We start from the raw sequence: 26,976 nt of genomic DNA on the forward strand, positions 1-26,976 counted from the left end.
CCGCCTCTACCATCTTGAATAGCAAGACTCCCTATATCGGTCGCTTCGCTCCTTCGCCGAGCGGTCCCCTGCATTTCGGCTCGCTGGTGTGCGCACTCGGCAGCTATCTGGACGCCCTCGCCCATGGTGGGCACTGGCTCGTGCGTATGGAGGACCTCGATCCCCCCCGCGAGGAACCCGGCGCAGCCACGCGCATCCTGAAAACCCTGGAATCCCATGGGCTGCATTGGCACGGTGCGGTTGAATGGCAGAGCAAGCACCACGCACTCTACGAAGAGACCCTCTTTCGATTGCGCCAGCAGGGACTCTTGTACGCCTGCTACTGTTCACGCAGTCAGATCCGCCAAAACGGTGGTCACGATAACTTGGCCTGCCGAACTAGGGGTACAGGGGATAAAAACGATAGTGTCTGCGCCCTGCGCCTGCATTGCGCAGGCGGAGAAGAGCGCTTCGAGGATATTTGGCGCGGGACACAAAGCCAGTCAGTACGCGAAGACACCATTCTCAAGCGCCGCGATGGCCTCTACGCCTATCAATTGGCAGTAGTGGTCGATGATATTGCCCAGGGCATCACCCATGTCGTGCGTGGTGCCGACCTACTCGACACCACCGCCGCACAAATCCGCCTGTTTCACCTGCTCGGCAGCGAAGCGCCGCACTTTGGTCACCTGCCGCTGGTCATGGGGCCGGGGGGAATGCAAAAACTCAGCAAGCAAAACCACGCACCGGCGATTGACGACAGCAAAGCCGCCAGCAACCTTTGCACCGCATTGGATTTTCTCGGCTTCCATGTTGCGGATGGTCTGGAGAGAGAGGCACCGGAACATATTCTGAAGTGGGCTGCGGCGCGCTGGCAACGCCATCAGGTCGATAAGCGCGATCGGCAATTGCACTGATCCTTGGAGGCAATTAACATTTTTGCGCCAGCCGAAACTCGGCCAGCCATTTACCTTTTCACCCTCCATGCGGATTTACATAACAACCTATGAGCAACCGCACCCTGCTAATTCTGCTCGTGCTGGTGGGCTATGTGTTCTCCCCCACCATATTTACCTGGATGATCAACCCCGTTGGCGCCTGGTATCGGCCCTTTATTCTCTGGTTCGCTCTGATCCTGCTGGCGATTTTTATCCAGTGGAGGCGCAAGTCGAATGAGCTTTGAGATAGCCCATATCGCACTGATCGGGGTCGCCTATATCGCCACCCTGTTCTTTGTCGCTTTCGCCACTTCCAAGGGCTGGCTGCCCTCGCGCTGGGTGCGCCATCCTCTGGTGTATGTGCTCTCGCTGGGGGTCTCTCTATCCGCCTGGACCTTCTATGGCATTGTCGACCTTGCCTGGCAATACGGATACGGAGTGCTCGCCTACTACCTGGGCACCGGTGCCATGTTCCTATTCGCGCCGGTGGCGCTGGAGCCCCTGGCTCGCCTGGCCCAACGCTACCAGCTTTACTCCCCCGCTGATCTCTTGGTATTCCGCTACCACAGTCGCCAGGTAGGTACCCTGGCCACCCTGTTTATGCTGCTGGCGCTGTTACCACTGGTGGCTCTGCAGATCCAAGCGGTGTCAGAGACCCTGGCACTGCTGTCGCGGGACAGTGTCGCCGCCCTGGGCCTGCCGGATAGCGGCGTCTCCAGTAAAAACCTGATCGCCTTCTTCTACTGCGTGCTGTTAGCAGTGTTTACCAGTATGTACGGCGCCACCCGCGAGCGTGGTGAGGGCCTGGCCAGCGCCATGGCATTGGAATCCCTGGTTAAGCTGGTAGCGTTAACCGCGGTAGGAGGCTATGCGGTTTACGGTGTATTCGGTGGATTTTCGGGACTCGACCAGTGGCTGCTGGAAAACAAAGATATGCAACAGCTGCTCTACACCCCCATTGAGCAGGGCTCCTCCCATACGCTACTGCTGGTCTTTATCGCCACCGCCGTGGCCATGCCGCATATCTTTTATCTGAGTATTGCCGAGCGGCCCACCGGCCAGGCCCTGCGCACCGCCAGCTGGGGATTCCCGCTATTCCTGTTGCTGATGGCGCTGCCGATCTTTCCGATTATGTGGGCGGGTTTCGCCCTGGATGTGGCCGAACCGGTGCAGTACTTCTCGTTGGCAGTGCCGCGAGCCAGCGGCTCGGCGCTGCTGACCACACTCGCCTTTATCGGCGGCCTCTCCGCCGCCACCGGCGCACTGATTATGATGACCCTGGCGCTGTCCACCATGGTGATGAACCACTGGTTACTGCCGGGCACCCGCTGGCATTCTGAAGACAATATGTACCGCCAGCTGGTATGGCTGCGTCGAGCATTAATCGCCGCGTTGTTTATCGCCGGTTTCGCCTTTTACCTGCTACTGGACAATCGCCTATCCCTGTCGGATCTGGCCCTGCTGGCTTTTATCGGCTCTCTACAGTTCCTGCCAGGTATCTTCGCCGTTATTCACTGGCCGCGGGGCAATCGACGCGGTCTGATCGGCGGACTTCTGGCTGGGATGCTGATCTGGGGTTGCGGCTTGCTGCTGCCATCGGTATTTGAGATTACTGGTATCACCCTGCCCGGTACTTCTCTTCAGATCCCTTTGGGGATGTCCATCTGGACCCAGATCACCACCCTGTCGCTCGGCGTCAACATACTGCTGTTCGTCAGTCTGTCGCTGTTCACTTCGACGAGCAGCCTGGAGCAATACGCCGCCGACCTGTGCAGTGACGACACCATCGCCCAGGCTCTGCGCCTGGGTCTCGATGTGCAGTCCGCAGCGGACTTTCGTCTGCGCCTGGCGGAGAGCCTGGGGGCGGCGACCGCCAACACCGAGGTGAAACGCGCCCTCAGCCAGCTCAACCTGCCCGATGATGAACGCCGTCCCTACGCCTTACGCCAGCTGCGCAACCGTCTCGAATCCAACCTGTCGGGGCTGCTGGGGCGGGTGCTGGCCGGCCAGATTATCGATCGCCACTTTCCCTTCCAAAACAGCGATCAGCCGGCCAACAAGGATATCCACCTGATCGAGACCCGCCTGGGGCGTTACAAACACCAGCTCACCGGACTGGCCGCAGAGTTGAACAACCTGCGCCTGTACCATCGGCAAATGCTCGAAGAGCTACCCATGGCCGCCTGCTCCCTGGGGCGCGACGGCGAGATCCTGCTATGGAATTACGCCATGCAGGATCTCACCGGTATTGCCGCCGTAGAGGTGATCGGTTCAAAACTGGAATATCTGGCCGAGCCCTGGCGCAGTCTGCTAGCGGAGTTCGCCGAGTCTACCGATGCCAGCCGCTTCAAGCAGCAGGTCAGTCTCGACGGCAACAGCCACTGGCTCAACCTGCACAAAACCCGACAGAAACGCAGCCGCAGCGGGCCAGCCCGCAACCAGCGCGGCGATGGACAGATGTTGCTACTCGAGGACATTACCGAAACCCAGATATTGGAACAGGAGCTGATTCACAGCGAACGCCTAGCCTCGGTGGGGCGTCTTGCCGCCGGTGTCGCCCACGAAGTGGGCAACCCGGTGACCGGCATCGCCTGCCTGGCGCAGAACCTCCAGTTCGATTGCGACAACCCGGAAGTGCTGGAAACCGCCGACCAGATCCTCAGCCAGACCCAGCGCATCAGCCGTATCGTGCACTCGCTGGTGAATTACTCCCACAGTGGCAGCCAGGAAAGTGAACGCGCGCCGGTGGACCTCTACGCCTGTGTGCAGGAAGCCGTACATCTGTTATCCCTACAGCGGGATAAAACCGAGGTACGTTTCGAAAATGCGGTGCCCGCAGATCTAATCGCCCCCGGAGATAACCAGCGCCTGATCCAGGTATTTATCAACCTGCTCAGCAACGCCCGCGACGCCAGTCCAGATGGCGGCCTTATCCGCATTGAAGGCCGCGAGGCCAGGGGCTGCGCCTGTGTGTCTGTCACCGACGACGGCCCCGGTATCTCGGCCCAGCACCGCGAGCGCATCCTGGAACCTTTCTTCACCACCAAAGAACCCGGAGAAGGCACAGGCCTCGGCCTGGCGATGGTGTACAGCATTGTTGAGGAACACGGGGGACAGCTGGAACTGGAGAGCCCGGCTAATCCGGAGACCGGCCGCGGCGCCAGATTTACTGTGCAGCTGCCCTTGGCGGGTTAAGAATCCAGCCGGCAAACCGGCCAGATATTGGGCAAAAATAACCCGATTCTCCGTTTTTGAGTTGCATAGAAACGGCGGCCGGGTAAAACTAGGCGTTTGTTGAGCATTTTGTAACCAGGCGTAACATATGAGCCACATCCTGATCGTCGAAGATGAAGCCATTATTCGAACGGCGCTGCGCAAACTGTTAGAGCGGCACCGATACAAGGTCAGCGAAGCGGGCTCAGTCAGGGAGGCCCTCAGTAAATACCGAGTTAACGAGGTCGACCTGGTTATCTCAGATCTGCGTCTTCCCGGTGCGCCCGGCACCGACTTGCTCAAACACGCCGGTGAAGTGCCAGTACTGATCATGACCAGCTACGCCAGCCTGCGCTCCGCGGTGGACTCCATGCGTATGGGCGCTGCGGACTATATCGCCAAGCCCTTCGATCACGATGAGATGCTCGCCACCGTTCGCCGTGTCATCGGCAAGGCCGAGCAGAGCCGCGCTCAAGCTCCTGTAGATAAAGGCAACCCCGGCACTATCGCCGGGATGATCGGCGACAGCCAGGTTATGCGCGAACTCTACGGGCGCATCCACAAGGTGGCCCCCACAGATGCCACCGTGCTGGTACACGGTGAAACCGGTACCGGTAAGGAACTGGTGGCCAAGGCTATCCACGAGGAGAGCCGCCGCGCCGGCAAGCCGCTCATCTCCGTCAACTGTGCCGCCATTCCCGAGACCTTGATCGAATCTGAATTGTTCGGTTACGAAAAAGGCGCCTTTACCGGTGCCCAGAGTGCCCGCGAAGGGCTGGTTGCCGCCGCAGATGGCGGCACACTGTTTCTGGATGAAATCGGGGAACTCCCCCTGGAGGCCCAGGCGCGACTGCTTCGTGTGATACAGGAGGGCGAAGTGCGTCCGATCGGCTCTATTGAGTCCCACAAAGTCGATGTACGCCTGGTTACCGCCACCCACCGCAACCTGCGCCAACTCGCCGCTGAACGCAAATTTCGCGAAGACCTCTACTACCGCATCAACGTGGTGCAGATGACCCTGGCCCCGCTGCGCGAACGCGGCCGCGATGTCCTTGCACTAGCAGAGCACCTTCTGGAAAAGTTCTGCACCAAAATTGAGCGACCCCTGTTGCGTCTATCTCCTGAAGCCGTCCAGGCTGTCACCACCTACACCTGGCCCGGTAACGTACGTGAACTGGAGAACGCTATACAGCGCGCGGTGATCCTCACCGACCGCGATAGCCGGGAAATCGATCATAGAACCCTGGATATCGACCTAGATTTGGTCCCTGTGGAGGAAGCCATTGGCGAACCCCGTCCACGCAGCCTGCACACAGACCCCCGTGAAGACCTATCTCTAGAGGATTACTTCGCGCGCTTCGTTATAGAGCACCAGGACACCATGAGCGAGACAGAACTGGCGAAAAAGCTGGGAGTTAGCCGCAAATGCCTGTGGGAAAGGCGTCAAAAACTGGGCATTCCCCGTAAGAAGACCCGCCGCAGCGCCGTTGCCGAAGCCTGATCACCTTGTTCTGGGGGGCAAAGCCCCCTATGCCCTATCACTGAGCACCTGCCACCGGCCGCACTAGCCCGCGGCGGCACTTGAATCACAAAAAAATGCCACCCAACGGTATGCCCCGCATGCCGGCGCCCCGCCCCGCCTTGCTACACATCCGGTAACAAGGGGAAGTGTTACCCAACACCTACCTCAAGTAACAGTTGCCGCACCTTACGTAACGCAATGGCGCTTAGAAAAGTTCCATCAATTTTCGTAAAGATTGTAACTTATTGATTTATAAAGAGTTTCAAAAGTTGGCACACTAAGTGCTTTACTCTTAGTACAAAAATTAAAAACGGCCAACAATAAAAATAAATGACCGTTAAAAGCCCTATAACTACTCAAAATAAGTGGGCGAAACACAATAAAAATAATGGGGCGGCCGATAACAAAAGCAATGAGTGGCCAAAACCGCAAGAACAACAATAAACAATAACAATAAATTCGAAAGAAGAATAAAAATAACAACAAGCGCGTTGCAAACTGACTGATTTATACCTGGGAGAGGGTGTTTGCTTGATAGCAAATTAAGAGCGCAAGGAAGCCGCTGCCTTCATACCTGTAATAATAATTCCCAAACTTTTCCCCAACTTTCCAGCACCCGCAGATTGCGGGCGCATTGCTTTGCGTGTGTTAGAATCGCGCCAGCGAGTCCTCCACACTGACAGCAGATGCCATTGCCGCCCCCTGTTTTGGACTTCGCCCCTGGGCCAGCCCAGGTTCAGAGGCCCCAGTAGTGCAACAACCTACCCTATCTCATATGGGGCAAGGAAAGTGCGGGTTAAAGCCTGCCGCCACCGAAGATGTGGCCTCAGCACCAACAGGGCATTTTCGGTCACCAACAGATGGCAGCAGTCAAGACAGACAGCCGTATGCTCAATAATTTGATTAGTAGTATCAAACGCTGGCGCAAGCCGGCCAAGAAAGGCCCCAGGATTATCGCTCGCAGCGATCACAATATCTCCCGCCGGGACATCAGCCGCGCGGCCCTAACGGTCATGAAGCGCCTACAGGAGGCGGGTTACCAGGCGTACATTGTCGGTGGCGGTGTGCGGGACCTAATGCTCGGCGGCCACCCCAAAGACTTCGATGTCGCCACTGACGCTACCCCAGAACAGGCCAAGACACTGTTTCGCGGCGCACGCATCGTCGGGCGGCGTTTTCGAATCCTGCACGCGCGCATCGGCCGTGAGGTCATTGAGGTCACCACTTTCCGCGGTCACCACAACGATGGCGAAGAGCACGAAGCCAAGCAGTCCGAACACGGAATGCTGCTGCGCGACAATGTCTATGGCGATCTGGAAAGTGACGCCGTGCGCCGGGACTTCACGGTTAATGCGCTCTACTACACCACCGATGGCTTCGCCATCCACGATTACACCGGCGGTGTGGAGGATATAGAAAAGCGTCTTATCCGCATGATTGGCGCACCGGCCACACGCTATAAAGAAGACCCAGTGCGTATGCTACGCGCGGTGCGCTTCGCCGCCAAACTGGATTTTGCCATTGAAGCCGGTACCGAAGCCCCGTTGCAGGAACTGGCCCCTCTACTGCGCAATATCGCCCCCGCGCGCCTGTTTGACGAGATTCTCAAGCTGTTGATGAGCGGCCAGGGCGAGCGCACTTTCGAGTTGCTGCGCCGCTACCATCTGTGGCAACACCTGTTCCCCGATAATGCCGCCCAGATTGAAAAGAACCCTGCGGCACTGGAGCTGACCCGACGCGCACTGCGCAATACCGATCAGCGTATCCAGGCCGATATGCGTGTCACCCCCGCCTTTTTGTACGCGGCCCTGTTGTGGCCGGCTGTGAATGAAGAACAGAAAAAACTCATAGAGAAAGGGGTGCCGCCGGCACCGGCATTGGCCCAGGCGGCACAAAAAATCACAAGCAACCAGCTGGCCCACACCGCGATTCCCAAGCGTTTCTCTATCCCCATGCGCGAAATCTGGGACCTGCAGCACCGCCTGCCACAGCGCGGCGGCAGTCGCGCACAGCGTCAAATGGAGCACCCCCGCTTCCGCGCCGCTTACGACTTCCTGCTATTGCGCGAAGATTGTGGTGAGCTTGAACCCGGCTTGGGCAACTGGTGGACCGAATTCCAGCAGGCAGACGAAGAACAGCGTCAACAAATGGTGCGCAAGCTCCAGCGCAGCGGTGGCGGCAACCGCCGTGGCCGCAACTCCCGCGGCGGGCGCCGGCGCAGGCCAAAGGCTGCCGAATAATGGAAAGAGTTTTTATCGGGCTCGGCAGTAACCTGGCTGAGCCCCAGAAACAGCTGCGCGGTGCCCTGAAAGCCATCGAAGAAATTCCCCACAGTCGCCTGCTGCGCTGCTCCAGCTTTTATCACAGTGCCCCTATAGGCCCAGGGGAGCAACCGGATTATGTCAACGCTGTGGCGGAACTGGAAAGCGCGCTGCAACCCATCGAGCTACTTAACCAGCTGCAGTCGATTGAGCTAGCCCACGGGCGCGAGCGCTCGGTGCGCTGGGGAGCACGAACCCTCGACCTGGATATTCTGCTGTTCGACGAGTTCCAGTTAGACGAAGCACGCCTGCAGGTGCCGCACCCGCGCATGGCAGAGCGCAACTTTGTGCTGCTGCCACTGGCCGAGCTAGCCCCCAACCTGCAATTGCCAACTGGGGAATCACTGCAACAGCTGCTGCAGAATTGCCCCCAAAACCGCCTGGAGAAAATCTAACCAGCCCTTAATGCAGCGCCAAAAGTGCTCGACTGGCCGCCCCGCTTAATAGTATTTTTGCGCCTGCAGCCCATCAGGGAAGACGCCCCAACCAAAGGAGTCAAACACGTGGTTATCGACAACAGCGAAACCAATCTGTGTGAATTTGACCAACCGGAAAGAACCCCACCGAAATTCATTGCTGTTGAAGGCAATATCGGTGTGGGAAAAACCACGCTGGCCAAGAAACTGGCCACCACTTTCAATTACGACACCCTCTTGGAGCTGCCCGAGGAAAACCCCTTTCTCGAGCGCTTCTACCGCGATCCCAAGAACGCCGCACTCCCAACCCAGTTACATTTTTTGTTGCAGCGCTCCCAACAGATCCAGGCCCTACGCCAGGATGATCTGTTTGAACCTGTGCGAGTGGCCGACTTTCTTATCGAGAAGGATCAACTGTTTGCCCAGGTCACCCTGGACGCGGATGAACTCGCACTCTATCAACAGGTGTTCCAGCACCTTACCTTAGAGGCGCCTAAACCCGACTTGGTAATTTATCTGCAGGCGCCGCTGGAAGTCCTGCAGACCCGCATCCGCAATCGAGGCATCCCCGCAGAGTGCGCAATCAGCAATGAATACCTGGCCACACTCAACGATGCCTACACCCAATTTTTCCATTTCTACGACAGCTCACCGCTGCTGATTGTCAACAGTGAGGATATCGATATTGTCGATAGCCCCGAGGATTACCAGCAACTGGTGGAGTACATGCTCACAGTGACCAAGGGCCGTCATTACTACAACCCGGGAAGTTAACCGCTATGTATGCACCCTCAGAATTAGAAAAGCTCGTTACCGTGCAAACCCTGCGCAAGATGAAAGCGAACGGTGAGAAATTTATTACCGTCGCTCTCTACGATGCGCCCATGGCAGCTATGGCGCAGAAAACCGGGGTAGAAACCGTATTGGTGGGTGACTCTCTCGGCATGACCGTGCTGGGTTACGACAGCACAGTGCCGGTCACTATGGAGCAGATGATCTACCACGTGGAAGCGGTAGCGCGGGGCAATAAAAAATCCCTAATCATGGGTGATATGCCATTCATGACATACGCCACACCGGAGCAAGCACTCACAAACGCCACCCGCATCATGCAGGCCGGTGCCCATATGGTGAAGATCGAGGGTGGTGCCTGGCTTGCCGACACAGTCAAAATGCTCACCGACCGCGGTATCCCCGTCTGTGCCCACCTGGGGCTCACCCCCCAGTCCGTTCATAAGCTCGGCGGCTACCGGGTTCAGGGGCGCGACGAAAAACACGCCGAGCAAATGCTGGAAGATGCGATCCTGCTGGATCAGGCCGGTGCCGACCTTTTGGTGCTGGAATGTGTACCCAGCGCTCTGGCCAAGCGCATTACCGAGTCCGTATCTATGCCGACTATCGGCATCGGCGCGGGGCGCGATACCGATGCCCAGGTTCTAGTCATCAACGATATCCTCGGCCTTACCGAACAACCACCGAAGTTTTCCAAGAACTTCCTGGTGGAAGCCGGCGATATCCCCGGCGCCCTGCGCAAGTACGCAGCGGACGTCAAACTCGGCGTATTCCCCGAAGACAGCCACACTTTCAATTAGTCTTCTATTTGGGGCCAGTTAACACCAGCTTAAATGGCCCCGATATCTCCTCGGCGGACTGCACAAAGTCCGCCTGTCCAGCGGTAACACTATGACCTTTGATGAACTTCTCCTTGAGTGGCGCAATAACCAGGGCGCAAATACAGTCCCCACAGGCTGGAGCCAGGGTCGAGCCACTTTTGGCGGCTTGGTTGCGGCCATGCTCTACGAAAAAATGGCGACGGAGGTTGCTGAGGTAGCAAGGGAAAGCAGCCTGCGCTCTCTAACCCTCTCCTTTGTCGGCCCGGTTAGCGCCGATGCCTTAGACGTTAATACGCAAGTATTGCGCGCTGGCCGCTCAGTAACACAAGCACAAGGCCAGCTGCTGCAGAGCGAATCAGTCATGCTCGCGGCGCTCGGCAGTTTTGGCAACGGCAGAGACTCCTCCGTAAAAGCTGCCCCCCCTGCCGCCCCTGAATTTGCCGAACCGGAGAAATGCATCGCCCTGCCGTATATTGAGGGTGTGGTACCGGAGTTCACACAAAAATATGACTACCGCATTGCCCGTGGCCAAATGCCTTTCAGTGGCACCTCGGAGCGGCAACTGGGCGGTTGGGTACGCTTTAAAGATGGCAGTGAAAATACCGTAGGTATCAGCCATCTGCTCGCACTGATCGACGCCTGGCCTCCAGCCACTTTACCGATGCTAAAAGCACCTGCACCGGCCAGCTCTCTCACCTGGACGGTGGAGTTCATGGAGCCCCTACCCGAGCGCAGCGCGTCGGATTGGTGGCAATACCTAGCTGAAGTGGAGCAAGCGGAAGATGGCTATGCCGTGATTCAGGCGCGCCTTTGGGACAGCGGGGGCAGACTCGTCGCTTTATCCCGGCAGATGGTAACTATTTTTGGTTGAGCAGAATAACTGCAACCCTTTTTTCAAAGCACTCGAAATATATTCACAGCTCTCATCTTTTACCCCTTAGCCCATCCACCCGCAGAGCCATACCCAAGTAATACAGTGGATATGGCTCTACCATTCGGCTCACCCCACCAAGTCACCAAGTGATAAAATAGAAACGTGAAAATAACCTGGGCTTAATTCGGCGGCTTTTGCCCGCTAAAAGTCAGGATAATCTCAACTGACTGACAGCTAAATAATTTTCCTATCATCAAAGGCTGATATCCCCAGTCAAACACACAAGCTCACACCATTTACTATAAAAATAAAATAAAAAAAATCTTTCTTACTCCAATTTGTAATCTACGCTATCCATCATCCCACCCTCAAAAATAAAAAGTCCAAACATAAGAGGCTTGCTATTTCTGCCCCCTGCACCCATCAGCGATAAAACTATGGAGAATAAAAAATGATAAAAAGAATCTGTATTTCCCTTGCCCTATTGATCAGCTATCCCGCCAGTGCTGCAGACTTCGAAGATGTCTGGGACGCTATTACCTCATGCAACTGGTTCAAATTTATCGATGATGTGGATGAGAGCGGATCAAAAGATCTGGATGGTTACGAATATGGTGACACTAGCTTTGAAGATGCCAACTCAGGCAGCTTTGACATGATGGTCTACAACATGGATGGTTTTTTACAATGTATCGGCGGCAACAGTAAGTCAGACTTCAAACAGATTATTCGCACTTTCAATGAAGATCCCAAGGATCTCTGGCTGATGCAGGAGGTTTGGAATAAAACCAAGGCCAATTATCTGGATGATGATGACAAACTCAGTAACGATACTGTCCCCTATCGCTCAAAACACTGGAAGGGAGGTGGTACCTCTTTTGGTAATGGTCTACTCACTTTTTCCAAATTTCCTTTTGACCGGGACAATCGCAATGATAACGACTATTCCTTTGCCACTTATGAAGAGGAAACCTTTAATAAATGCTCAGGTAATGATTGTGATACCGAGAAGGGTTTTACCGTAGCCAAAGTTGAAGTGACTGAAAATTATCATGTGCATATCTATAACACCCATATGGATGCGGGCCACAAGGACGCGGACCTGACTGCCAAAGCAAAGCAACTAGATCAAATCGCCGATATGATTGTCTCCCACTCAAACAATGCCACCGTTATTTTGGCGGGCGACTTCAATATGGCATTTGATGAAAATGATGACGACTGGCGCGGCGTTAATTACCAAACCTGGAAAGCCTTCTTCGAGAAAACAGGTGGCAAACATGCCTGCCAATATATGCTCTCTGGCAACGACACCAGCCTGGAAGCCTGTGCCGATGAGCTACAGAATGACACAGACCATGTAGTGGTGATTAACAACAACCCCAACTACACACTGGAGGTCACCAATTATTTTATCGGCTCTCCAAGCTATTCTGGGTTAAGCGACCACGATCCAGTTTTTGTGGATTTCTCCTGGACTAAAAACTAAATCCACTCAAGGGCTCCTTCCAGGGCATATGGTGGGATATGGAAGGAGCCCTATAACCACTTTTTCCAAAAGAAAAATGCAATCTGCCCGCCAAGCGCAATAATTAGCAGCACGCAAAATGTTAGAAAACCCTCTTGAGATTGGGCCCAGGGCATACCACCGACATTGATACCAAATAAGCCAGTCAAAAAACTGAGTGGCAAAAATACTGCGGCCACCACCGACAACATATACATACGGCTATTCAGCTGCTCGGAGTTATAACTCAATAACTCCTCCTGGGTGACTGAAGCACGCTCGCGCACCACATCAATATCTTCAATATGCCGTTGCAGGCGATCGCTGACTTCGCGCAAATGCAATATATTGGTTTCGTGAAACCAGGGCATTTCTGCAGCCATAATGCCAGATAGAGCTTCCCGTTGTGGAGATAAATAGCGGCGCAAAGTAATAGCCTGCTTACGTAAATGCGCAAGTTCCGAACGCAACTCACCACCGGCGGAATCCAGAGCCAGGCTCTCCAGCTCATCAATTTTCTCTTCGAGCTGATCCACAGTATCGCTCATACGGCGCACCAGTAAATCCGCCAGGGAGACGATAAAGTTTGAAGGGCCACTGGGGCCACGACCAGCGCGCAGACGTCCGAGTAGATCCTCTACCGACAACAAGCGGCGCTTACGGGTGCTGATAATACGGTCTGCCTCTATCCACAGGCGGATCGAAACCATATCTTCAGGTTGCGAGGCCGGGTTTAGATTCACACCACGCAGGGCTATCAACAAGTTATCGCCTATCGGCGTGGTGCGGGGACGAGACTCCTCTGACAGAAGAGCCTCTACCACCAAGCGATCCAAACCGCTCTCTGTACGCAACCATTGGGCCGCGGTCTCATCGGTATAATCCATGTGTAACCACAACACGCCCTGCCCGGGTTGCCAGCCACCTACCTCAACCCAGCTCAGCTCCCTGCCGCCACCACGGTGATCGAGAAGATAGGCGTGAATCAGCCCAGATTGCATTTTCCCACTCCCTCGCCGGCTGCGGATAAAGCACCAATAATCCGGCATTCAAAAAACTGAAAGAAAAAAGACTGGCGCAGATACGCGAGTCTATAGATATCCCACCTACCGCCTCTTTGGAGTCTTATCAACCATTCACAGGCCTATTCGGTAAGGATTATTACTTTGCGACGCTCAGGTGTGCCAAGCCCGCAGCATTCTGTTCCCAGTTTTGCCCGTCGAATGGCTCAACCTCCAACTCCGGTGGAACGCTATCAAGGCAACGTACATTGAGGCTGTAACCATCGGGGTTTGAGCGGGGTATGTAGAAAGGCTTAACGCCACAATGGCGACAAAAATAGTGTTTCGCCACTCCACTGTTAAAGGTGTAACAGCTGAGATCCCCCTCACCCTGCTCCAGCTGAAAGTTTGCCGCCGGTATAATCAGGTGCAGGTAGCCAACCTTCTCGCACATAGAGCAATTACAGGCGTGTGCCACCAATGGCTCATCATTGTGACGTTGATGCACTGCGCTAAAGCGCACGGCACCGCAGTGGCAGCCGCCCTGCAGTCTGGTGGTTATTTTATTCATTAACGGTTCGATCCAGATTGAATAGTGGGCGAGCCCACAATAGGAAAAAAACAGAGAGCGCGAGAAGCAGGTGGAACCAATTTGTGCGGGCCAGGCCCAGTAGCCGTGAGGCACCGGTGCCAATAAATAGCCCGTTGATCAACACTAACAGCGCACCCGCACCAATTATCAGGGCCTGGTCTCGCTTGAGGCGTCTCGGTGCTATCAACTCCAGTAATGCCACCGACAGCCACAATAAAATCCCCACAGTAGAAAAGAGGTCAACTACCGTCTGGGTGGACATCCAGCTACTCTGCGCGAGTCCAATCGCTCCTGCCAATAACAATACAAGGACCAGGTACGCCGGTGTACGATTATCCTGCCCCCAAGGTAGCTCCAGCCGCGCCCATATAAGGGCGATACCGATCAACAGGAAAGAGACAAAACCGGAAATCTGCGTAAGTGCCCGGTGCAGATCAGTTACTCCGGGATCGATCCCATAGCGATAGGCTCCCACCAGGGCGGCCAGGGCCATGCTAATAAGAGCGGCCACGATGATTAGAGCTGCCGATTGAAAGCGCGCGCGGGTGAGATACCAGTACTGGTTGGCGACTAGCAGACAGGTTAGCCCGAGGAGCGTATCGAGAAGCCAGTAATTGTGCAAAATTTTCCCTCTTTTCGCAGAATTCTAACCGAAAAAACGCCGGCAAAAATGCCTTTGTGCTCTTAGCTACAGCCAATATCAGCCATAAAAAAACCCGGCACTTGGCCGGGTTTCTTCAGGCTTGGTCAGCTCGAGAGGTTTAGGCCTCTTCGGAACCTTGTTTCGCCTCTTCGGAAGCGGCTTGCTCAGCCTTTACTTCCTTAATGGACAGCTTGATGCGTCCGCGCTGGTCAACGTCGAGTACCTTAACCTTAACCTTCTCACCTTCGCTCAGGTAATCGGTCACGGCATTTACGCGCTCTTCCGCAATCTGGGAAATATGCACCAGACCATCTTTGCCCGGCAGGAAGTTTACAAATGCACCGAAGTCCACGATGCGCACCACAGTGCCCTCGTAGATAGCGCCGATCTCGGCTTCTGCGGTGATTTCCTCGATACGGGTAACCGCCGCTTCGAGGCTCTCGCCATCTTCCCCAAAGACTTTGATAGTACCGTCATCTTCGATATCGATGGAGGCGCCGGTCTCTTCAGTGATGGAGCGAATAGTCGCACCGCCCTTACCGATCACGTCGCGGATCTTGTCCGGATGGATCTTCAGGGTCGCGTAGCGCGGTGCGTTCTCGTTCACAGTTGTGCGCGAGGAATCGATCACCTTGTTCATTTCCGCCAGGATGTGCAGACGCGCGTGCAGGGCCTGCTCCAGAGCGGTTTCCATGATCTCTTCGGTAATACCCTCGATCTTGATGTCCATCTGCAGCGCGGTTACACCAGAGGCAGTACCGGCTACTTTAAAGTCCATATCGCCGAGGTGGTCTTCGTCACCGAGGATATCGGTCAGAACCGCATAGCCTTCGTCTTCCTTCACCAGACCCATAGCGATACCGGCTACCGGTGCCTTCAGCGGAACACCCGCATCCATCAGCGCCAGGCTGGAACCACATACGGAAGCCATGGAGCTGGAACCGTTGGACTCAGTGATCTCGGAAACCACACGCACGGTGTAGGGGAAGCTGTCCGAGCTCGGCAGCACTGCAGCGATGCCGCGGCGCGCCAGGCGGCCGTGACCAATTTCGCGGCGACCGGTAGCACCTACACGACCCGCCTCACCTACAGAGTAGGGAGGGAAGTTGTAGTGCAGCATAAAGTAGTCTTTGCGCTCACCTTCCAGGGCGTCGATGATCTGTGCATCGCCAGTGGAACCGAGGGTAGCCACTACCAGGGCCTGGGTCTCACCGCGGGTGAACAGCGCAGAGCCGTGGGACTTGGGCAGAGCGCCAACTTCCACAGCGATCGAACGTACAGTTTTGCTGTCGCGACCGTCGATACGGGGCTCGCCACGCACTACAGCGCCGCGCACCAGTTTTTTCTCCAGCTTGCCGAAGTAGCTTTTTACCAGGTCGGCGCTAATTTCTTCAGTGGAGAGTGCTTCGGCCGCTTCGCTGCGCAATTCCGCCAGGCGGGTGCTGCGCTCCTGCTTGTTGGTGATACGGTAGGCTTCGGCAACTTTCTCGCCGAATTGGCCTTCCAGAGCCGTTTTCAGCTCGGTGTTTTCCGCCGGTGCCTGCCAATCCCACTGGGGCTTGCCAGCTTCGGCTTTCAGCTCTTCACACACCTTGATGATGGCTTGCATTTCCTGGTGCGCGTATAGTACGGCGCCCAGCATGATGTCTTCCGGCAGCTCTTGCGCTTCGGATTCCACCATCAGTACGGCGTCTTTAGTGCCGGCTACCACCATGTCCAGTTCGGAGGTCTTCAGAGCCTGGTAACCCGGGTTCAGCAGATAGCCATCTTGCTGGGTGTAACCCACACGCGCAGCGCCGATGGGGCCTGCGAAGGGGATGCCGGAGACAGACAGCGCTGCGGAGGTACCGATCATGGCAGCGATATCCGGGTCCATATCCTTCTCGGCAGAAAGTACAGTACACATTACCTGTACTTCGTTCATAAAGCCGTTGGGGAACAGTGGGCGGATCGGGCGATCGATCAGACGGGAAGTCAGAGTTTCTTTTTCAGACGGGCGGCCTTCACGCTTGAAGAAGCCACCGGGAATTTTGCCAGCCGCGTAGGCTTTTTCCTGATAGTGCACGGACAGCGGGAAGAAGCCTTGATCGGGCTTGGCTTCCTTGGCACCGACAACGGTACACAGAACAACAGTCTCACCCATGGTAACCAGAGCGGAGCCCGTCGCCTGACGCGCGATGCGGCCGGTTTCGATGGTGACTTGGTGTTGTCCGTATTGGAAGGTTTTGCTTACTGGATTCACTAGTTTTTTCCTATTTCCTTACGGTTACTGGCCCATTCCAGTAACCCCTACAGTGGTTGCCCGGGAGAGAAATCCAAACGCCTCTCCCAGGGCGGCACGGGGATGTGCCGCCACCGACCAGGGGTGGCCGGTGCAAACACTGCACATCCAGGTCGGGTTCTTTTCCGCTGGCCTGTGCAGTGCAACTTCTGAAAAATGACAGCAAGGCCACTTTTCAGCAAGCATTAAAAAAGAATGCCCGCCAGAGGCGGGCATTCCAGGGTCTTAGCGACGCAGGCCGAGCTTAGCGATCAGCTGTGCGTAGCGGTTCAGATCCTTGCGCTTGAGGTAGTCCAGCAGCTTGCGGCGCTGGTTTACCATGCGGATCAGACCACGACGGGAGTGGTGATCCTGCTTGTGCGCAGAGAAGTGACCCTGCAGTTTGTTGATGTTGGCGGTCAGCAGGGCTACCTGGACTTCCGGAGAACCGGTATCGCCTTCGGTTTGGCCGTGCTCTTTCAGGATGGCTGCTTTTTCAACGGCAGTCAGTGCCATAACGAATTACCTCGTCGTAATATGCTTTAAAAGATTCGGCTGGCCCATGCATATTTACAGACCAGCTAATCGTGAATGCGGCTGTGCCGCGCGGGCACTTTCAAGTTCACCTTAATATTGGCTTTCACCAATATTGCGGTTTCCACTCAAGTGCCACTTACCAAACGCCGTGGTGCTACGCACCCCTCGTCGGTAATTTCTCCTACGCCCAGAAAATCACCATTTTCCAGGAAGAGGCGCACCATATCACCTTCCGCACCGATACGATAGACCTGCAAATCCATTACCGACTGTCCCTGACGCACATAGTAACCAGAGTCATCCGGCAGGACGAGTTTGGGCAAAGATGACGCCGGAGAGTCCATCGGCAACAGGTGGTGATCCAGTACTTCCGCTTGGTCCTCTCCGCGCTCTTCGGTGAGCTCATCCAGAGTGACCGAGTCCGCTTCATCGAAGGGGCCAGCGGCGCTGCGGTGCAATACTTCCACATAGGCGCCCACACCCAGGGCTTGCCCCAGGTCTTCGGCGATACTGCGAATATAGGTGCCCTTGGAGCAGTGCACCTCAACTTCCGCACGGGGCTGTGGGCCCGGTGTAAAGCTCAGCAATTCAAATTCAAAAATTTCCACTTCGCGCGCTTCGCGCTCCACTTCCAAGCCCTGGCGCGCCAACTTATAGAGCGGCTGCCCCTTGTGCTTGAGAGCGGAGTACATAGAGGGCACCTGCTTGATGCGGCCACGGAAGGCTTCCATCGCTTTCAGCACGGCTTTTTCGGTCAAACCGGAAGCATCTTTAGTTTCCAGTACATCGCCATCGGCATCGCCACTGGCTGTAGTCATGCCGAACACGAAAGTACTGCGATAGCGCTTGTCCGCATCGAGCAGGTACTGGGAAAACTTGGTGGCCTCACCGAAACAGATCGGCAGAACACCGGTCGCCAGCGGGTCCAGGGCGCCGGTGTGTCCCGCGCGATTGGCAAAAAAGAGTCGTTTGGCTTTTTGCAGGGCGTCGTTGGCGGTAATGCCGGCGGGCTTGTTCAATAACAGCACGCCGTGAACCGGCCGGCCCCATTTTGGTCTGCGGCCCATAGATCAATCTTCGTCAGAGTCGCTGTCGTCTTGATGCTTGCGATCGGCACGCACCGCTTTGTCGATCAGTGCGGAAAGCTCTTGGCCGCGCACCGAGGTCTCGTCGTAGCGGAAAAACAGACGCGGGATGGTGCGTATTTGAATCGCACGAGCCAGCTGGCTGCGCAGAAAACCGGCGGCCTTGTTTAGCACTTCCATCGAGGTATTGATCTTGTTGCGGTCATCTTCACCCACAAAGGTGACAAACACTTTTGCCGTGGTCAGATCGCGGCTGACTTCAACATCGTTGATATTGACCATGCCCAAGCGCGGGTCTCGCACTTCCTGTTGAATCAGCTGGGCCAGTTCGCGGCGCATGGCGTCGGCGACACGGTCGGCGCGGTGGAATTCTCTTGCCATTGTTTACCTATTGAGAATGGCGGTTTAAAGACAGGAAAACCCGCACGGCCAAGCCGCGCGGGTTTCTTCTTCACCCGGTCCGGAACGCTTTACAGTTCGCGGGCAACTTTGACGATATCGTAAACTTCAATCTGGTCACCGGGCTTCACATCGTTGTAGTCCTTCACCCCGATACCACACTCCATGCCGTTGCGCACGTCCTGCACATCGTCTTTGAAGCGACGCAGGGATTCCAGTTCACCCTGATAGATTACAACGTTGTCGCGTAGTACGCGGATCGGCTTGTTGCGGTAGACGGTACCCTCGGTAACCATACAGCCGGCAATAGCGCCAAACTTCGGCGAGCGGAAAACATCGCGCACCTGGGCGATACCCACAATCTCTTCGCGCACTTCCGGGTCCAGCATGCCGGACAGGGCCTTCTTCACTTCGTCGAGCAGGTTGTAGATCACGCTGTAGTAGCGAACCTCAACCCCTTCGGTCTCAGCTGTTTTACGGGCTGCAGTATCGGCACGGGTATTGAAGCCCAGTACGATAGCGCCGGAAGTCAGAGCCAGGTTGATATCGTTTTCGGCGATACCGCCCACACCACTGGATACCACGTTGACGGAAACTTCTTCGTTACCGATATCCGCCAGCGCACCCAGGATAGCTTCCAGAGAACCGCGCACGTCGGCTTTGATGACAACCGGCAGCACCTTGCGCTCGCCAGCTTCCATATCCGCAAACATGTTTTCCAGCTTGGCGGCCTGCTGGCGCTGCATACGCTCGCGGCGCTCACTATCAGCGCGCTGCTCGGCAACTTCACGGGCCTTGCGCTCATCGGCAACCACCATGAACTCATCACCGGCGTTTGGCGTGGAGTCCAGACCCAGCAACTCTACCGGAGTAGACGGGCCGGCTTCTTTAACTTGCTTACCGTGCTCGTTGGTCATGGCGCGCACGCGGCCATAGCTCTGGCCAGCCAGGATAATATCGCCGCGCTTCAGTTCGCCATTCTGTACCAGCAGGGTGGCAACTACGCCGCGACCTTTTTCCAGGCGGGACTCAATCACCACACCGGTGGCCGGCACATTCACTTTAGCCTTCAGTTCAAGCATTTCCGCCTGCAGGGAAACTGCTTCCAGCAGCTCATCGATACCCTGGCCAGTGTGCGCAGATACGTTGATGAACTGAGTATCACCACCCCAGTCTTCCGGGATCACATCTTTTGCGGCCAGCTCATTTTTCACGCGATCGGGATCAGCGGCTTCTTTGTCGCACTTGTTCACGGCGACAACCAGCGGCACACCGGCGGCGCGAGCGTGATTCACAGCTTCTTCAGTCTGCGGCATCACACCGTCATCGGCAGCCACTACCAGAATAACGACGTCGGTAGCTTGGGCACCGCGGGCACGCATGGCGGTAAAGGCGGCGTGTCCCGGGGTATCCAGGAAAGCGATCTCGCCCTGGCTGGTTTTCACCCGGTAGGCACCGATGTGCTGGGTAATACCACCAGCCTCGCCAGAGGCGACTTTGGTCTTGCGGATATAGTCGAGCAGAGAGGTTTTACCGTGGTCAACGTGACCCATCACGGTTACTACCGGCGCGCGGGAAACCTCGGTGCCCTCTTGAGCCTTGGATTGCGCTACCAGGCTGTCTTCAAGCTCGGTCTCAGAGCGCAATACCACCTTGTGACCCATTTCTTCAACGATCAACTGGGCAGTTTCACGATCCAGGGGCTGGTTGATGGTGGCCATCTCACCCATTTTCATTAGGCGCTTGATCAGCTCACCAGCCTTCACATTCATCTGCTTGGCCAGTTCTGCAACGGTGATGGTTTCACCCAACTGTACTTCGTACACCTGCTTCTCCGTAGGCCGTTTAAAGACGTGTGTCGGCTTCACCTTCACATTCGGACGAGACAGGGAGCGCGTGCTGCGCTTGCTGGCTTCATCTTCCTCAAATACTTCCAGCGCCTGCTCATATAGGGCGGTTTTGCTGGATTTCTTCGGGCCGGATTTGGAGCGGCGACCGCGGCGTTTGCGCGGCTCATCATCGCTGTTGCGATCTTCACTCGAGGTCGTTTCCAGCTTGCGACGCAGAGAAGGTTTAACCTCTTCGGTTTTCTCTGCGGGCTTCGCGGGCTTGGCTGGCTTGGCCTTGGCTGCCTGGGCAGCTTTCTCTTTCTTCTCTTGAGCGGCGCGTCGGTCGGCTTCCAGTTTGGCCTTCTTCTCTTCTAGCTCACGCTCTTCTTGCTCTGCCTGCTGCTTGCGACGTTCCATCGCGGCGATACGCATCGCCTCAATATCATCTACATACGTTGAGCGGATGGGTGCGGCGGGTTGCGCCTTTTTCGCTACATTTTCTACGGGTTTACCCTCTGCCTTTTTATCGGCTTTCTCTGCTTCTTTGGCGGCTTCTGCTGCGGCAGCTTCCGCACGAGCCTTCTCTTCCGCTTCGGCAGCGGCTTTAGCCTCTGCTTCAGCCTTTAAACGCGCTTCCTCTTCTTCAGCGGCACGACGGGCGGCCTCAGCTTCAGCTGCGGCCTGGGCCTCAGCTGCCGCTTTGGCATCAGCTTCTGCTATTGCAGCCGCGTCCACACCCGTGCGCACTTCTTCCGCTTCGGTAGCGCTTTCGTTACCTGCTTCCGCTTCAAGCTCAGCCTGTGGACGCTTCACATAAGTGCGCTTCTTGCGTACTTCCACGTTTACAGTTTTGCGGCCGGTGCCAGAGCCGGTTTTCAGCGTGGTTGTGGTCTTGCGTTTCAAGGTGATCTTGCGCGGGCTCGCGCCCTGCTCCCCGTGACTGCTTTTCAGGAAACTGAGCAGGACCTGCTTTTCTTCATCTGACACCACTGCATTCGCAGAGGTGTGAGGCAAACCCGCTTCTTTCATCTGCTTGAGCAGACGGTCTTCGGTGGCACCAACCGATTTGGCGAGTTCGCTAACTGTTACTTCGGCCATTCTCTCTCCTAAAAGTCACTTGGTCGGAGGGGGTTACTTATACGTAATACTTGTTGCTGTGTGTTTAAGCCTGTTCGCCGCTATCATCGGCAAACCAAGGCTCACGCGCCTTCATAATCAGCGCTGCGGCACGTTCCTGATCGAGACCCTCGATATCGAGCAAGTCATCCACCGCCTGTTCCGCCAGGTCTTCCATAGTCGCAATACCGCGACTGGCCAGCTGGAAGGCCAGATGGCGCTCCATACCATCCATATTCAGCAGGTCTTCCTGGGGCTCGGAGGCATCCAGCTTCTCTTCAGAGGCCAGGGCCTGGGTGAGCAGGGAGTCCTTGGCACGGGCACGCAGCTCTTCAGCGATATCCTCGTCGAAACCCTCGATTGCGAGCATTTCTTCGATGGGTACGTAAGCCACTTCCTCCAGGGAGGTAAAGCCCTCGTCCACCAGTATGCTGGCCACATCCTCGTCGATATCCAGGCGATCGATAAACACCTGCATGATGGAACTGGACTCAGCTTCCTGTTTATTCTGCCACTCGTCGGAACTCATGACATTAATCTGCCACTGAGTCAGCTCTGACGCGAGACGAACATTCTGGCCACTGCGGCCAATAGCCATAGCGAGGTTCTCCTCAGCTACCGCCACGTCCATTGAGCCGGCGTCTTCATCCACAACGATGGATTCGATTTCCGCCGGCGCCATGGCATTGATCACGAACTGGGCCGGGTTCTCGTCCCACAGTACGATATCCACACGCTCGCCGGACAGCTCATTAGACACAGCCTGCACACGCGCACCGCGCATGCCCACACAAGCTCCGACCGGATCGATACGGCCGTCGTTGGTGTTTACGGCGATCTTGGCACGCAGGCCAGGATCTCGGGCAGCGCCCTTGATTTCAATAACCTGCTCGGAGATTTCCGGCACTTCGATGCGGAACAGCTCGATAATCATTTCCGGACAGGAGCGGCTCAACATCAACTGAGGGCCGCGGGCTTCCGGTTGAATTTCCAGCAGGATGGCACGGACGCGGTCACCGAGACGGAAAATCTCCCGGCCAACCAGTTGGTCGCGAGGCAGGCGCGCTTCGGCATTGTTGCCCAGATCCACGGCGATAAAGTCGCGGGTAACCTTCTTAACCGTGCCGCTCACCATCTCGCCAACGCGGTCGCGGTATTCGTCTACAACCTTGGCACGCTCGGCTTCACGCACTTTTTGCACGATCACCTGTTTAGCGGTCTGCGCGGCGATACGGCCGAATTCTACATTCTCCACCTGTTCGCGGTAGATATCACCGGCTTTCAGCTCGGTGTCTTTCTCGTGGGCTTCTTCCAGGGTGAACTGAGTGCCCAGCTCCGCCAGGGTATCATCATCCACCACTTCCCAGCTGCGGAAAGTCTCGTAGTCGCCACTGCGGCGATCGATGATAACCTCAATGGTTGAATCTTCGTCGTAGCGTTTCTTCGTGGCCGTTGCCAATGCCGCTTCGATGGCCTGGAAAATAATCTCCTGGTCAACGCCCTTCTCGTTGGATACCGCCTCGGCTACCAGCAAGATTTCTTTGTTCATGCAACTGTGCCTCAAAATCGCCTGAATTCAGGCGCCTACAGGTTACTTGGTAAATTGGGGAATAATATTTGCTTTCTCGATGCTGTCGATCGGCAGCAGGTATTCATTTTCGCCATCCACGCGCAGAACGACCTCATCCCCTTCCACGCCGGCCAGCAGGCCGCGCCATTTGCGCTGGCCGTCGAGCGGCATACGCAGGCGTACCTCTATCTGGGCGCCGACAAAACGCTCGTATTGTTCCAGCTTATACAGGGGGCGATCGAGACCTGGGGAGGAGACCTCCAGGGTATATCTACCGCTAATGGGGTCTTCCACATCCAGTACGGCACTCGCTTGGCGGCTGACTTTCTCGCAGTCCTCCACGCCTATGCCATTTTCAGAATCGATATAGATGCGCAGCAGCGCGTTGCGGCCGTGGGTCTGATAATCGATCCCCCACAGCTCACACCCCAGCGATGCCACCACCGGCGCCAGAAGTTCTTCCAGCAATTCGCGTTTGCTCGCCATTTACGTCACCACATACAAAAAATGGGCCTGCGGCCCACTTCGAAAAATATCTGCAACTTTTTTTGCAGATACGAAAAAGCCCCTGACGGGGCTTTGACCGCACATCCATGCAGCCAGTATGCATGAATGCAATTTGGTAGCGAAAGCAGATAACAATCTGAGACTTTCACTCGGCAATGCCGGCCAGAGAAGAAAAGGGAGCCCAAATCATCGGGCATCGACCTAAGCGCCACTGGCACCTGAATTTTGGTAGCGGGGGCAGGATTTGAACCTACGACCTTCGGGTTATGAGCCCGACGAGCTACCAGGCTGCTCCACCCCGCAACAACACATGCGCATCAAAGTTTTTGCCAAAAGCAAAATTGGTAGCGGGGGCAGGATTTGAACCTACGACCTTCGGGTTATGAGCCCGACGAGCTACCAGGCTGCTCCACCCCGCAACAACAAATGCACATCAAAGTTTTTGCTGAAAAGCAAAATTGGTAGCGGGGGCAGGATTTGAACCTACGACCTTCGGGTTATGAGCCCGACGAGCTACCAGGCTGCTCCACCCCGCAACAACTCCAAGAAACAAAGCCTGGTTGATCTTTGTTTCCCTGCGGCGGGACCAGCCCAACCACTCAAGAGGCTGCGCATTCTATGGTTAGCATCCCGATGAGTCAAGCCACAATTGGCATTTGTTTTCGCCTTTCGTGTAAAACCCCCTACCTTTTTCTGGCCCGTTGACTCCCCGAAGATACTTTTATGCTCCGGGGCTTACGAACCCTGAAAGTCACTTAGACCCACCACGTAAAATCACCTACAAGGCAATTCACGGCATTTGGCAGGCAATCCAAAGGACATGATAAGAAGGCCTGCTGGGACTTTGGGAACAAGTGAGAGATGAGCGTTGAGCACTACTCCTGCTTACCCGCAATCTCCGGTGTAGTTATTCCGCCTCCAAATCAGAGAGCGGCAGTTAGGCAAACACACGCGCCAATAAGTCAGTATCCAAATACGCGGTGATCTCTACGATTTTCGCATCGCGCATCACCATAGCCCAGCAGTAAGCCTGCTTGTATTCCACGCCATTTAATGCATGGCCGGTGCTTTCAAAGCGCAAAAACACCTTCTCTCCCTCTGCTGCAAGGTCAACAAAGGTTGTCTTGAGGCCATCCTCCAGGCTATCTAATAGCGGAGCGAAAGCATTATCTATTAAAGCCCGCTTCGAGTGAAAAACTCCCGAAGCGGGCGTAGAGCCTATCACTGTCCACAACACATCCTCGGCAATCAGTTCAAAAAGGGGGCCACTGTCGCCCGCCTCCCATGGGCGGAATGCTTCGCGAACCAGTTGTTTATTAGCTTCAGCAAAATTCATGCCCCCCCCTCTTAACTAGACGCCTGCAGGAACGTAGCTCACTTCAGAACCAGCAAACCCAGACAAAAATGGGGAAGTGGCAACATCTGTCGTGAATATTCTGCTGGGTCAACTCTGTAGAAGTAATTACCACTAACATTATTTTCTAGCACACTTCTATGCCACACCTCCAAAGCCTAGCAGCCCTGTATTGGTCCCTTTATCGGCTTATCAGCAATGAATATACCGCTTTTGTAACTAGCCCAAAAAAGTTCTCTTCACGACCACCTGCAAATACATTCATTTCAACCAAGTGACCCTCAGTATCAACTTCGATAACAGTCAACACGGTGGCACTTCCGGTAAGCAAGCGCCTCTCAAAGTGCTTCCACCGCAAGATCCGAAATTAAACCACTTAGGAATAGGCTACCCTCTTAGCCGGAAATCAACCTCACATCCCATCCCTTTCTCGCTAACAATTCACTCGCATAGGCCTTCGGTCAGTGACGGGTAAGCTGGTGCACTATGGCTCGCCGCACCGGCGGGAAATGCTCACTGATACGCAATACAGCCTTGCGCAGCAATTTCGCCGGCAGACGATCATCGGTAAAGAGGTCCACCAGCCGATTGGTGCCCGTATATATTGGATGCGACTCCAGGCGATGCTGAACCTGATAGCGAGACAGAACGCGGGAGAGCGCTACCGACTGATATAGGCGCGTTACATTGTGTAGCTGATTGGTCAGACTTTTCGCTCCGGCCAACCCCAGGTTAAACCCGTGAGCCGTGACTGGATGCATCCCCACAGCCGCATCCCCCACCAGGGCAAAGCGTTCCGCGTAAAATCGATGGGCATAGACGGCCACCAGCGGATAGCTATGTCGCCGGCCGAGCGCCTCTACAGCCCCCAGCACCCCAGCACTCTCCCTCTGCACGTGCGCTGCAAATGCTTCATCGCCATAGGCCATAATTTCCTCGGCGCAACTTGCGGATACTGTGACCACCGCCGAGCAGGTATAAGCATCGGACATAGGCAGCAGAGCCAGAGTGGAACCGTAGCGGAAGCACTCGCGGGCTATGCCACCGTGCTCCCGCTCTGTACGCACCGCCCCCAGTATCGCAACCCTACCGAAATCACGCATATCCGCACCGATCCCCGCCATGCGGCGCACCTCTGAAAAGCGGCTGTCTGCCGCCACCAACAGGGCTGCGGCAATATCCTGCCCACTATCCAGCTGCACCAGTCGCCGCGCTGCCTCGCAGCGCGTGCCAACAACCGCACTATTCGTCTGCAGCTGAATATTGCTGTCCTCACGTACCGCGTCATAGAGAGCCCGCCGGATTGCATAATTGGGCGCAATAAATCCTAGCGGCCCACGCCCACGCGTGTCGAAATCCAGATAAGTGGGAGAGTTGCCATCCACCACCTGCGCAGAGTCCAGCGGGCCCTGCTCGCTGGACTTGAGCCGCTGCCAGACTCCCAAGGACTGCAGCAACCTTACGGATTTGTGAGTGAGCGCAATTTCCCGTCCATCGTTCGCAGGACTCGCCAATATTTCTTCACCCTGACGCTCCAACAAGGTGACTCTGCAATCCCGAGCAGCCAGCATAAGCGCCAGTGCCATACCGGCGGGGCCTGCCCCCACAATCGCGACATCTGTGTGTAGCATCCCAAACTCCCTAAACCACCCCAAACCATTTACGACTCGCGATGAAAAACTCTTGTTATCCACCGCTCG

General features: G+C 55.8%; 23 protein-coding genes and 3 tRNA genes. 10 read left to right on the forward strand and 16 right to left on the reverse strand.

Going from position 1 to position 26,976, the window contains the following annotated elements; all coding sequences use genetic code 11:
- Nucleotides 1–14: 14 nt before the first annotated feature.
- The 10 genes from gluQRS to FIU95_RS16090 all read left to right on the forward strand — a co-directional run bounded on the left by gluQRS (nt 15) and on the right by FIU95_RS16090 (nt 12,365).
- Complete coding sequence (gene gluQRS / locus FIU95_RS16050) at nt 15–896, forward strand: tRNA glutamyl-Q(34) synthetase GluQRS (protein ID WP_152454722.1); 882 nt, start codon at nt 15–17, stop codon at nt 894–896.
- An 89-nt stretch (nt 897–985) separates the two neighbouring features.
- Nucleotides 986–1,162 carry a hypothetical protein gene (locus tag FIU95_RS21230; protein ID WP_172975432.1) on the forward strand — a complete coding sequence of 59 codons (177 nt, stop codon included), beginning with the start codon at nt 986–988 and terminating at the stop codon, nt 1,160–1,162.
- Nucleotides 1,152–4,112: an ATP-binding protein gene (locus FIU95_RS16055; protein WP_152454723.1), complete on the forward strand. Its 2,961-nt coding sequence runs from the start codon at nt 1,152–1,154 to the stop codon at nt 4,110–4,112. The genes FIU95_RS21230 and FIU95_RS16055 overlap by 11 nt, the downstream gene beginning before the upstream one ends.
- Nucleotides 4,113–4,239: 127 nt before the next feature.
- Nucleotides 4,240–5,631 carry a sigma-54 dependent transcriptional regulator gene (locus tag FIU95_RS16060; protein WP_152454724.1) on the forward strand — a complete coding sequence of 464 codons (1,392 nt, stop codon included), beginning with the start codon at nt 4,240–4,242 and terminating at the stop codon, nt 5,629–5,631.
- Nucleotides 5,632–6,539: 908 nt separating this feature from the next.
- A complete protein-coding gene (gene pcnB / locus FIU95_RS16065) occupies nt 6,540–7,892 on the forward strand; it encodes a polynucleotide adenylyltransferase PcnB (RefSeq protein WP_371416967.1) in 1,353 nt (450 codons plus the stop codon).
- A complete protein-coding gene (folK, locus tag FIU95_RS16070; protein ID WP_152454726.1) occupies nt 7,892–8,368 on the forward strand; it encodes a 2-amino-4-hydroxy-6-hydroxymethyldihydropteridine diphosphokinase in 477 nt (158 codons plus the stop codon). The genes pcnB and folK overlap by 1 nt, the downstream gene beginning before the upstream one ends.
- A 108-nt stretch (nt 8,369–8,476) precedes the next feature.
- A complete protein-coding gene (locus FIU95_RS16075; protein ID WP_152456425.1) occupies nt 8,477–9,163 on the forward strand; it encodes a deoxynucleoside kinase in 687 nt (228 codons plus the stop codon).
- A 5-nt stretch (nt 9,164–9,168) separates the two neighbouring features.
- A complete protein-coding gene (gene panB / locus FIU95_RS16080) occupies nt 9,169–9,981 on the forward strand; it encodes a 3-methyl-2-oxobutanoate hydroxymethyltransferase (RefSeq protein ID WP_152454727.1) in 813 nt (270 codons plus the stop codon).
- Between the two features lie 91 nt (nt 9,982–10,072).
- A complete protein-coding gene (locus tag FIU95_RS16085) occupies nt 10,073–10,873 on the forward strand; it encodes an acyl-CoA thioesterase II (RefSeq protein WP_152454728.1) in 801 nt (266 codons plus the stop codon).
- A gap of 454 nt (nt 10,874–11,327) precedes the next feature.
- On the forward strand, nt 11,328–12,365 hold the full coding sequence (locus FIU95_RS16090) for an endonuclease/exonuclease/phosphatase family protein (protein WP_152454729.1): 1,038 nt from the start codon (nt 11,328–11,330) through the stop codon (nt 12,363–12,365).
- Between the two features lie 50 nt (nt 12,366–12,415).
- On the opposite strand, the gene FIU95_RS16095 is transcribed toward FIU95_RS16090, so the two are convergent.
- From FIU95_RS16095 to ubiM, 16 genes are all read right to left on the reverse strand, one after another.
- A complete protein-coding gene (locus FIU95_RS16095; protein WP_152454730.1) occupies nt 12,416–13,384 on the reverse strand; it encodes a zinc transporter ZntB in 969 nt (322 codons plus the stop codon).
- Between the two features lie 160 nt (nt 13,385–13,544).
- Nucleotides 13,545–13,955 carry a GFA family protein gene (locus tag FIU95_RS16100; protein ID WP_152454731.1) on the reverse strand — a complete coding sequence of 137 codons (411 nt, stop codon included), beginning with the start codon at nt 13,953–13,955 and terminating at the stop codon, nt 13,545–13,547.
- Entirely contained in the window at nt 13,948–14,598 is a 651-nt protein-coding gene (locus tag FIU95_RS16105) for a hypothetical protein (RefSeq protein WP_152454732.1), read from the reverse strand. The genes FIU95_RS16100 and FIU95_RS16105 overlap by 8 nt, the downstream gene beginning before the upstream one ends.
- 139 nt (nt 14,599–14,737) lie before the next feature.
- Nucleotides 14,738–16,861, reverse strand: a complete 2,124-nt coding sequence (pnp, locus tag FIU95_RS16110) for a polyribonucleotide nucleotidyltransferase (protein ID WP_152454733.1) — start codon at nt 16,859–16,861, stop codon at nt 14,738–14,740.
- A gap of 24 nt (nt 16,862–16,885) precedes the next feature.
- Nucleotides 16,886–17,086, reverse strand: a complete 201-nt coding sequence (locus tag FIU95_RS16115; RefSeq protein WP_152454734.1) for a hypothetical protein — start codon at nt 17,084–17,086, stop codon at nt 16,886–16,888.
- Between the two features lie 39 nt (nt 17,087–17,125).
- Complete coding sequence (gene rpsO, locus FIU95_RS16120; protein WP_152454735.1) at nt 17,126–17,395, reverse strand: 30S ribosomal protein S15; 270 nt, start codon at nt 17,393–17,395, stop codon at nt 17,126–17,128.
- A 146-nt stretch (nt 17,396–17,541) separates the two neighbouring features.
- Nucleotides 17,542–18,483, reverse strand: coding sequence for a tRNA pseudouridine(55) synthase TruB (gene truB / locus FIU95_RS16125; RefSeq protein ID WP_152454736.1), 942 nt, complete (start codon nt 18,481–18,483; stop codon nt 17,542–17,544).
- Nucleotides 18,484–18,486: 3 nt separating this feature from the next.
- A complete protein-coding gene (rbfA, locus tag FIU95_RS16130; protein WP_152454737.1) occupies nt 18,487–18,882 on the reverse strand; it encodes a 30S ribosome-binding factor RbfA in 396 nt (131 codons plus the stop codon).
- Between the two features lie 89 nt (nt 18,883–18,971).
- A complete protein-coding gene (gene infB, locus FIU95_RS16135; protein WP_152454738.1) occupies nt 18,972–21,827 on the reverse strand; it encodes a translation initiation factor IF-2 in 2,856 nt (951 codons plus the stop codon).
- Nucleotides 21,828–21,891: 64 nt separating this feature from the next.
- A complete protein-coding gene (gene nusA, locus FIU95_RS16140) occupies nt 21,892–23,394 on the reverse strand; it encodes a transcription termination factor NusA (protein WP_152454739.1) in 1,503 nt (500 codons plus the stop codon).
- 42 nt (nt 23,395–23,436) lie between these two features.
- The gene (rimP, locus tag FIU95_RS16145) at nt 23,437–23,901 is read right to left on the reverse strand and encodes a ribosome maturation factor RimP (protein ID WP_152454740.1); all 465 of its coding nucleotides are present in this window, start codon (nt 23,899–23,901) and stop codon (nt 23,437–23,439) included.
- Between the two features lie 247 nt (nt 23,902–24,148).
- Nucleotides 24,149–24,225: transfer RNA gene (locus FIU95_RS16150), tRNA-Met, on the reverse strand.
- A 39-nt stretch (nt 24,226–24,264) separates the two neighbouring features.
- Nucleotides 24,265–24,341 (reverse strand) — tRNA-Met (locus tag FIU95_RS16155).
- Between the two features lie 40 nt (nt 24,342–24,381).
- A tRNA-Met gene (locus FIU95_RS16160) sits at nt 24,382–24,458 on the reverse strand.
- Between the two features lie 401 nt (nt 24,459–24,859).
- Nucleotides 24,860–25,258 carry a nuclear transport factor 2 family protein gene (locus FIU95_RS16165; RefSeq protein WP_152454741.1) on the reverse strand — a complete coding sequence of 133 codons (399 nt, stop codon included), beginning with the start codon at nt 25,256–25,258 and terminating at the stop codon, nt 24,860–24,862.
- A 479-nt stretch (nt 25,259–25,737) separates the two neighbouring features.
- Nucleotides 25,738–26,907 carry a 5-demethoxyubiquinol-8 5-hydroxylase UbiM gene (gene ubiM, locus FIU95_RS16170; protein WP_152454742.1) on the reverse strand — a complete coding sequence of 390 codons (1,170 nt, stop codon included), beginning with the start codon at nt 26,905–26,907 and terminating at the stop codon, nt 25,738–25,740.
- Nucleotides 26,908–26,976: the final 69 nt, after the last annotated feature.

The organism is Microbulbifer sp. THAF38 (assembly GCF_009363535.1).
In the GTDB taxonomy this organism is placed as follows: Bacteria; Pseudomonadota; Gammaproteobacteria; order Pseudomonadales; family Cellvibrionaceae; genus Microbulbifer.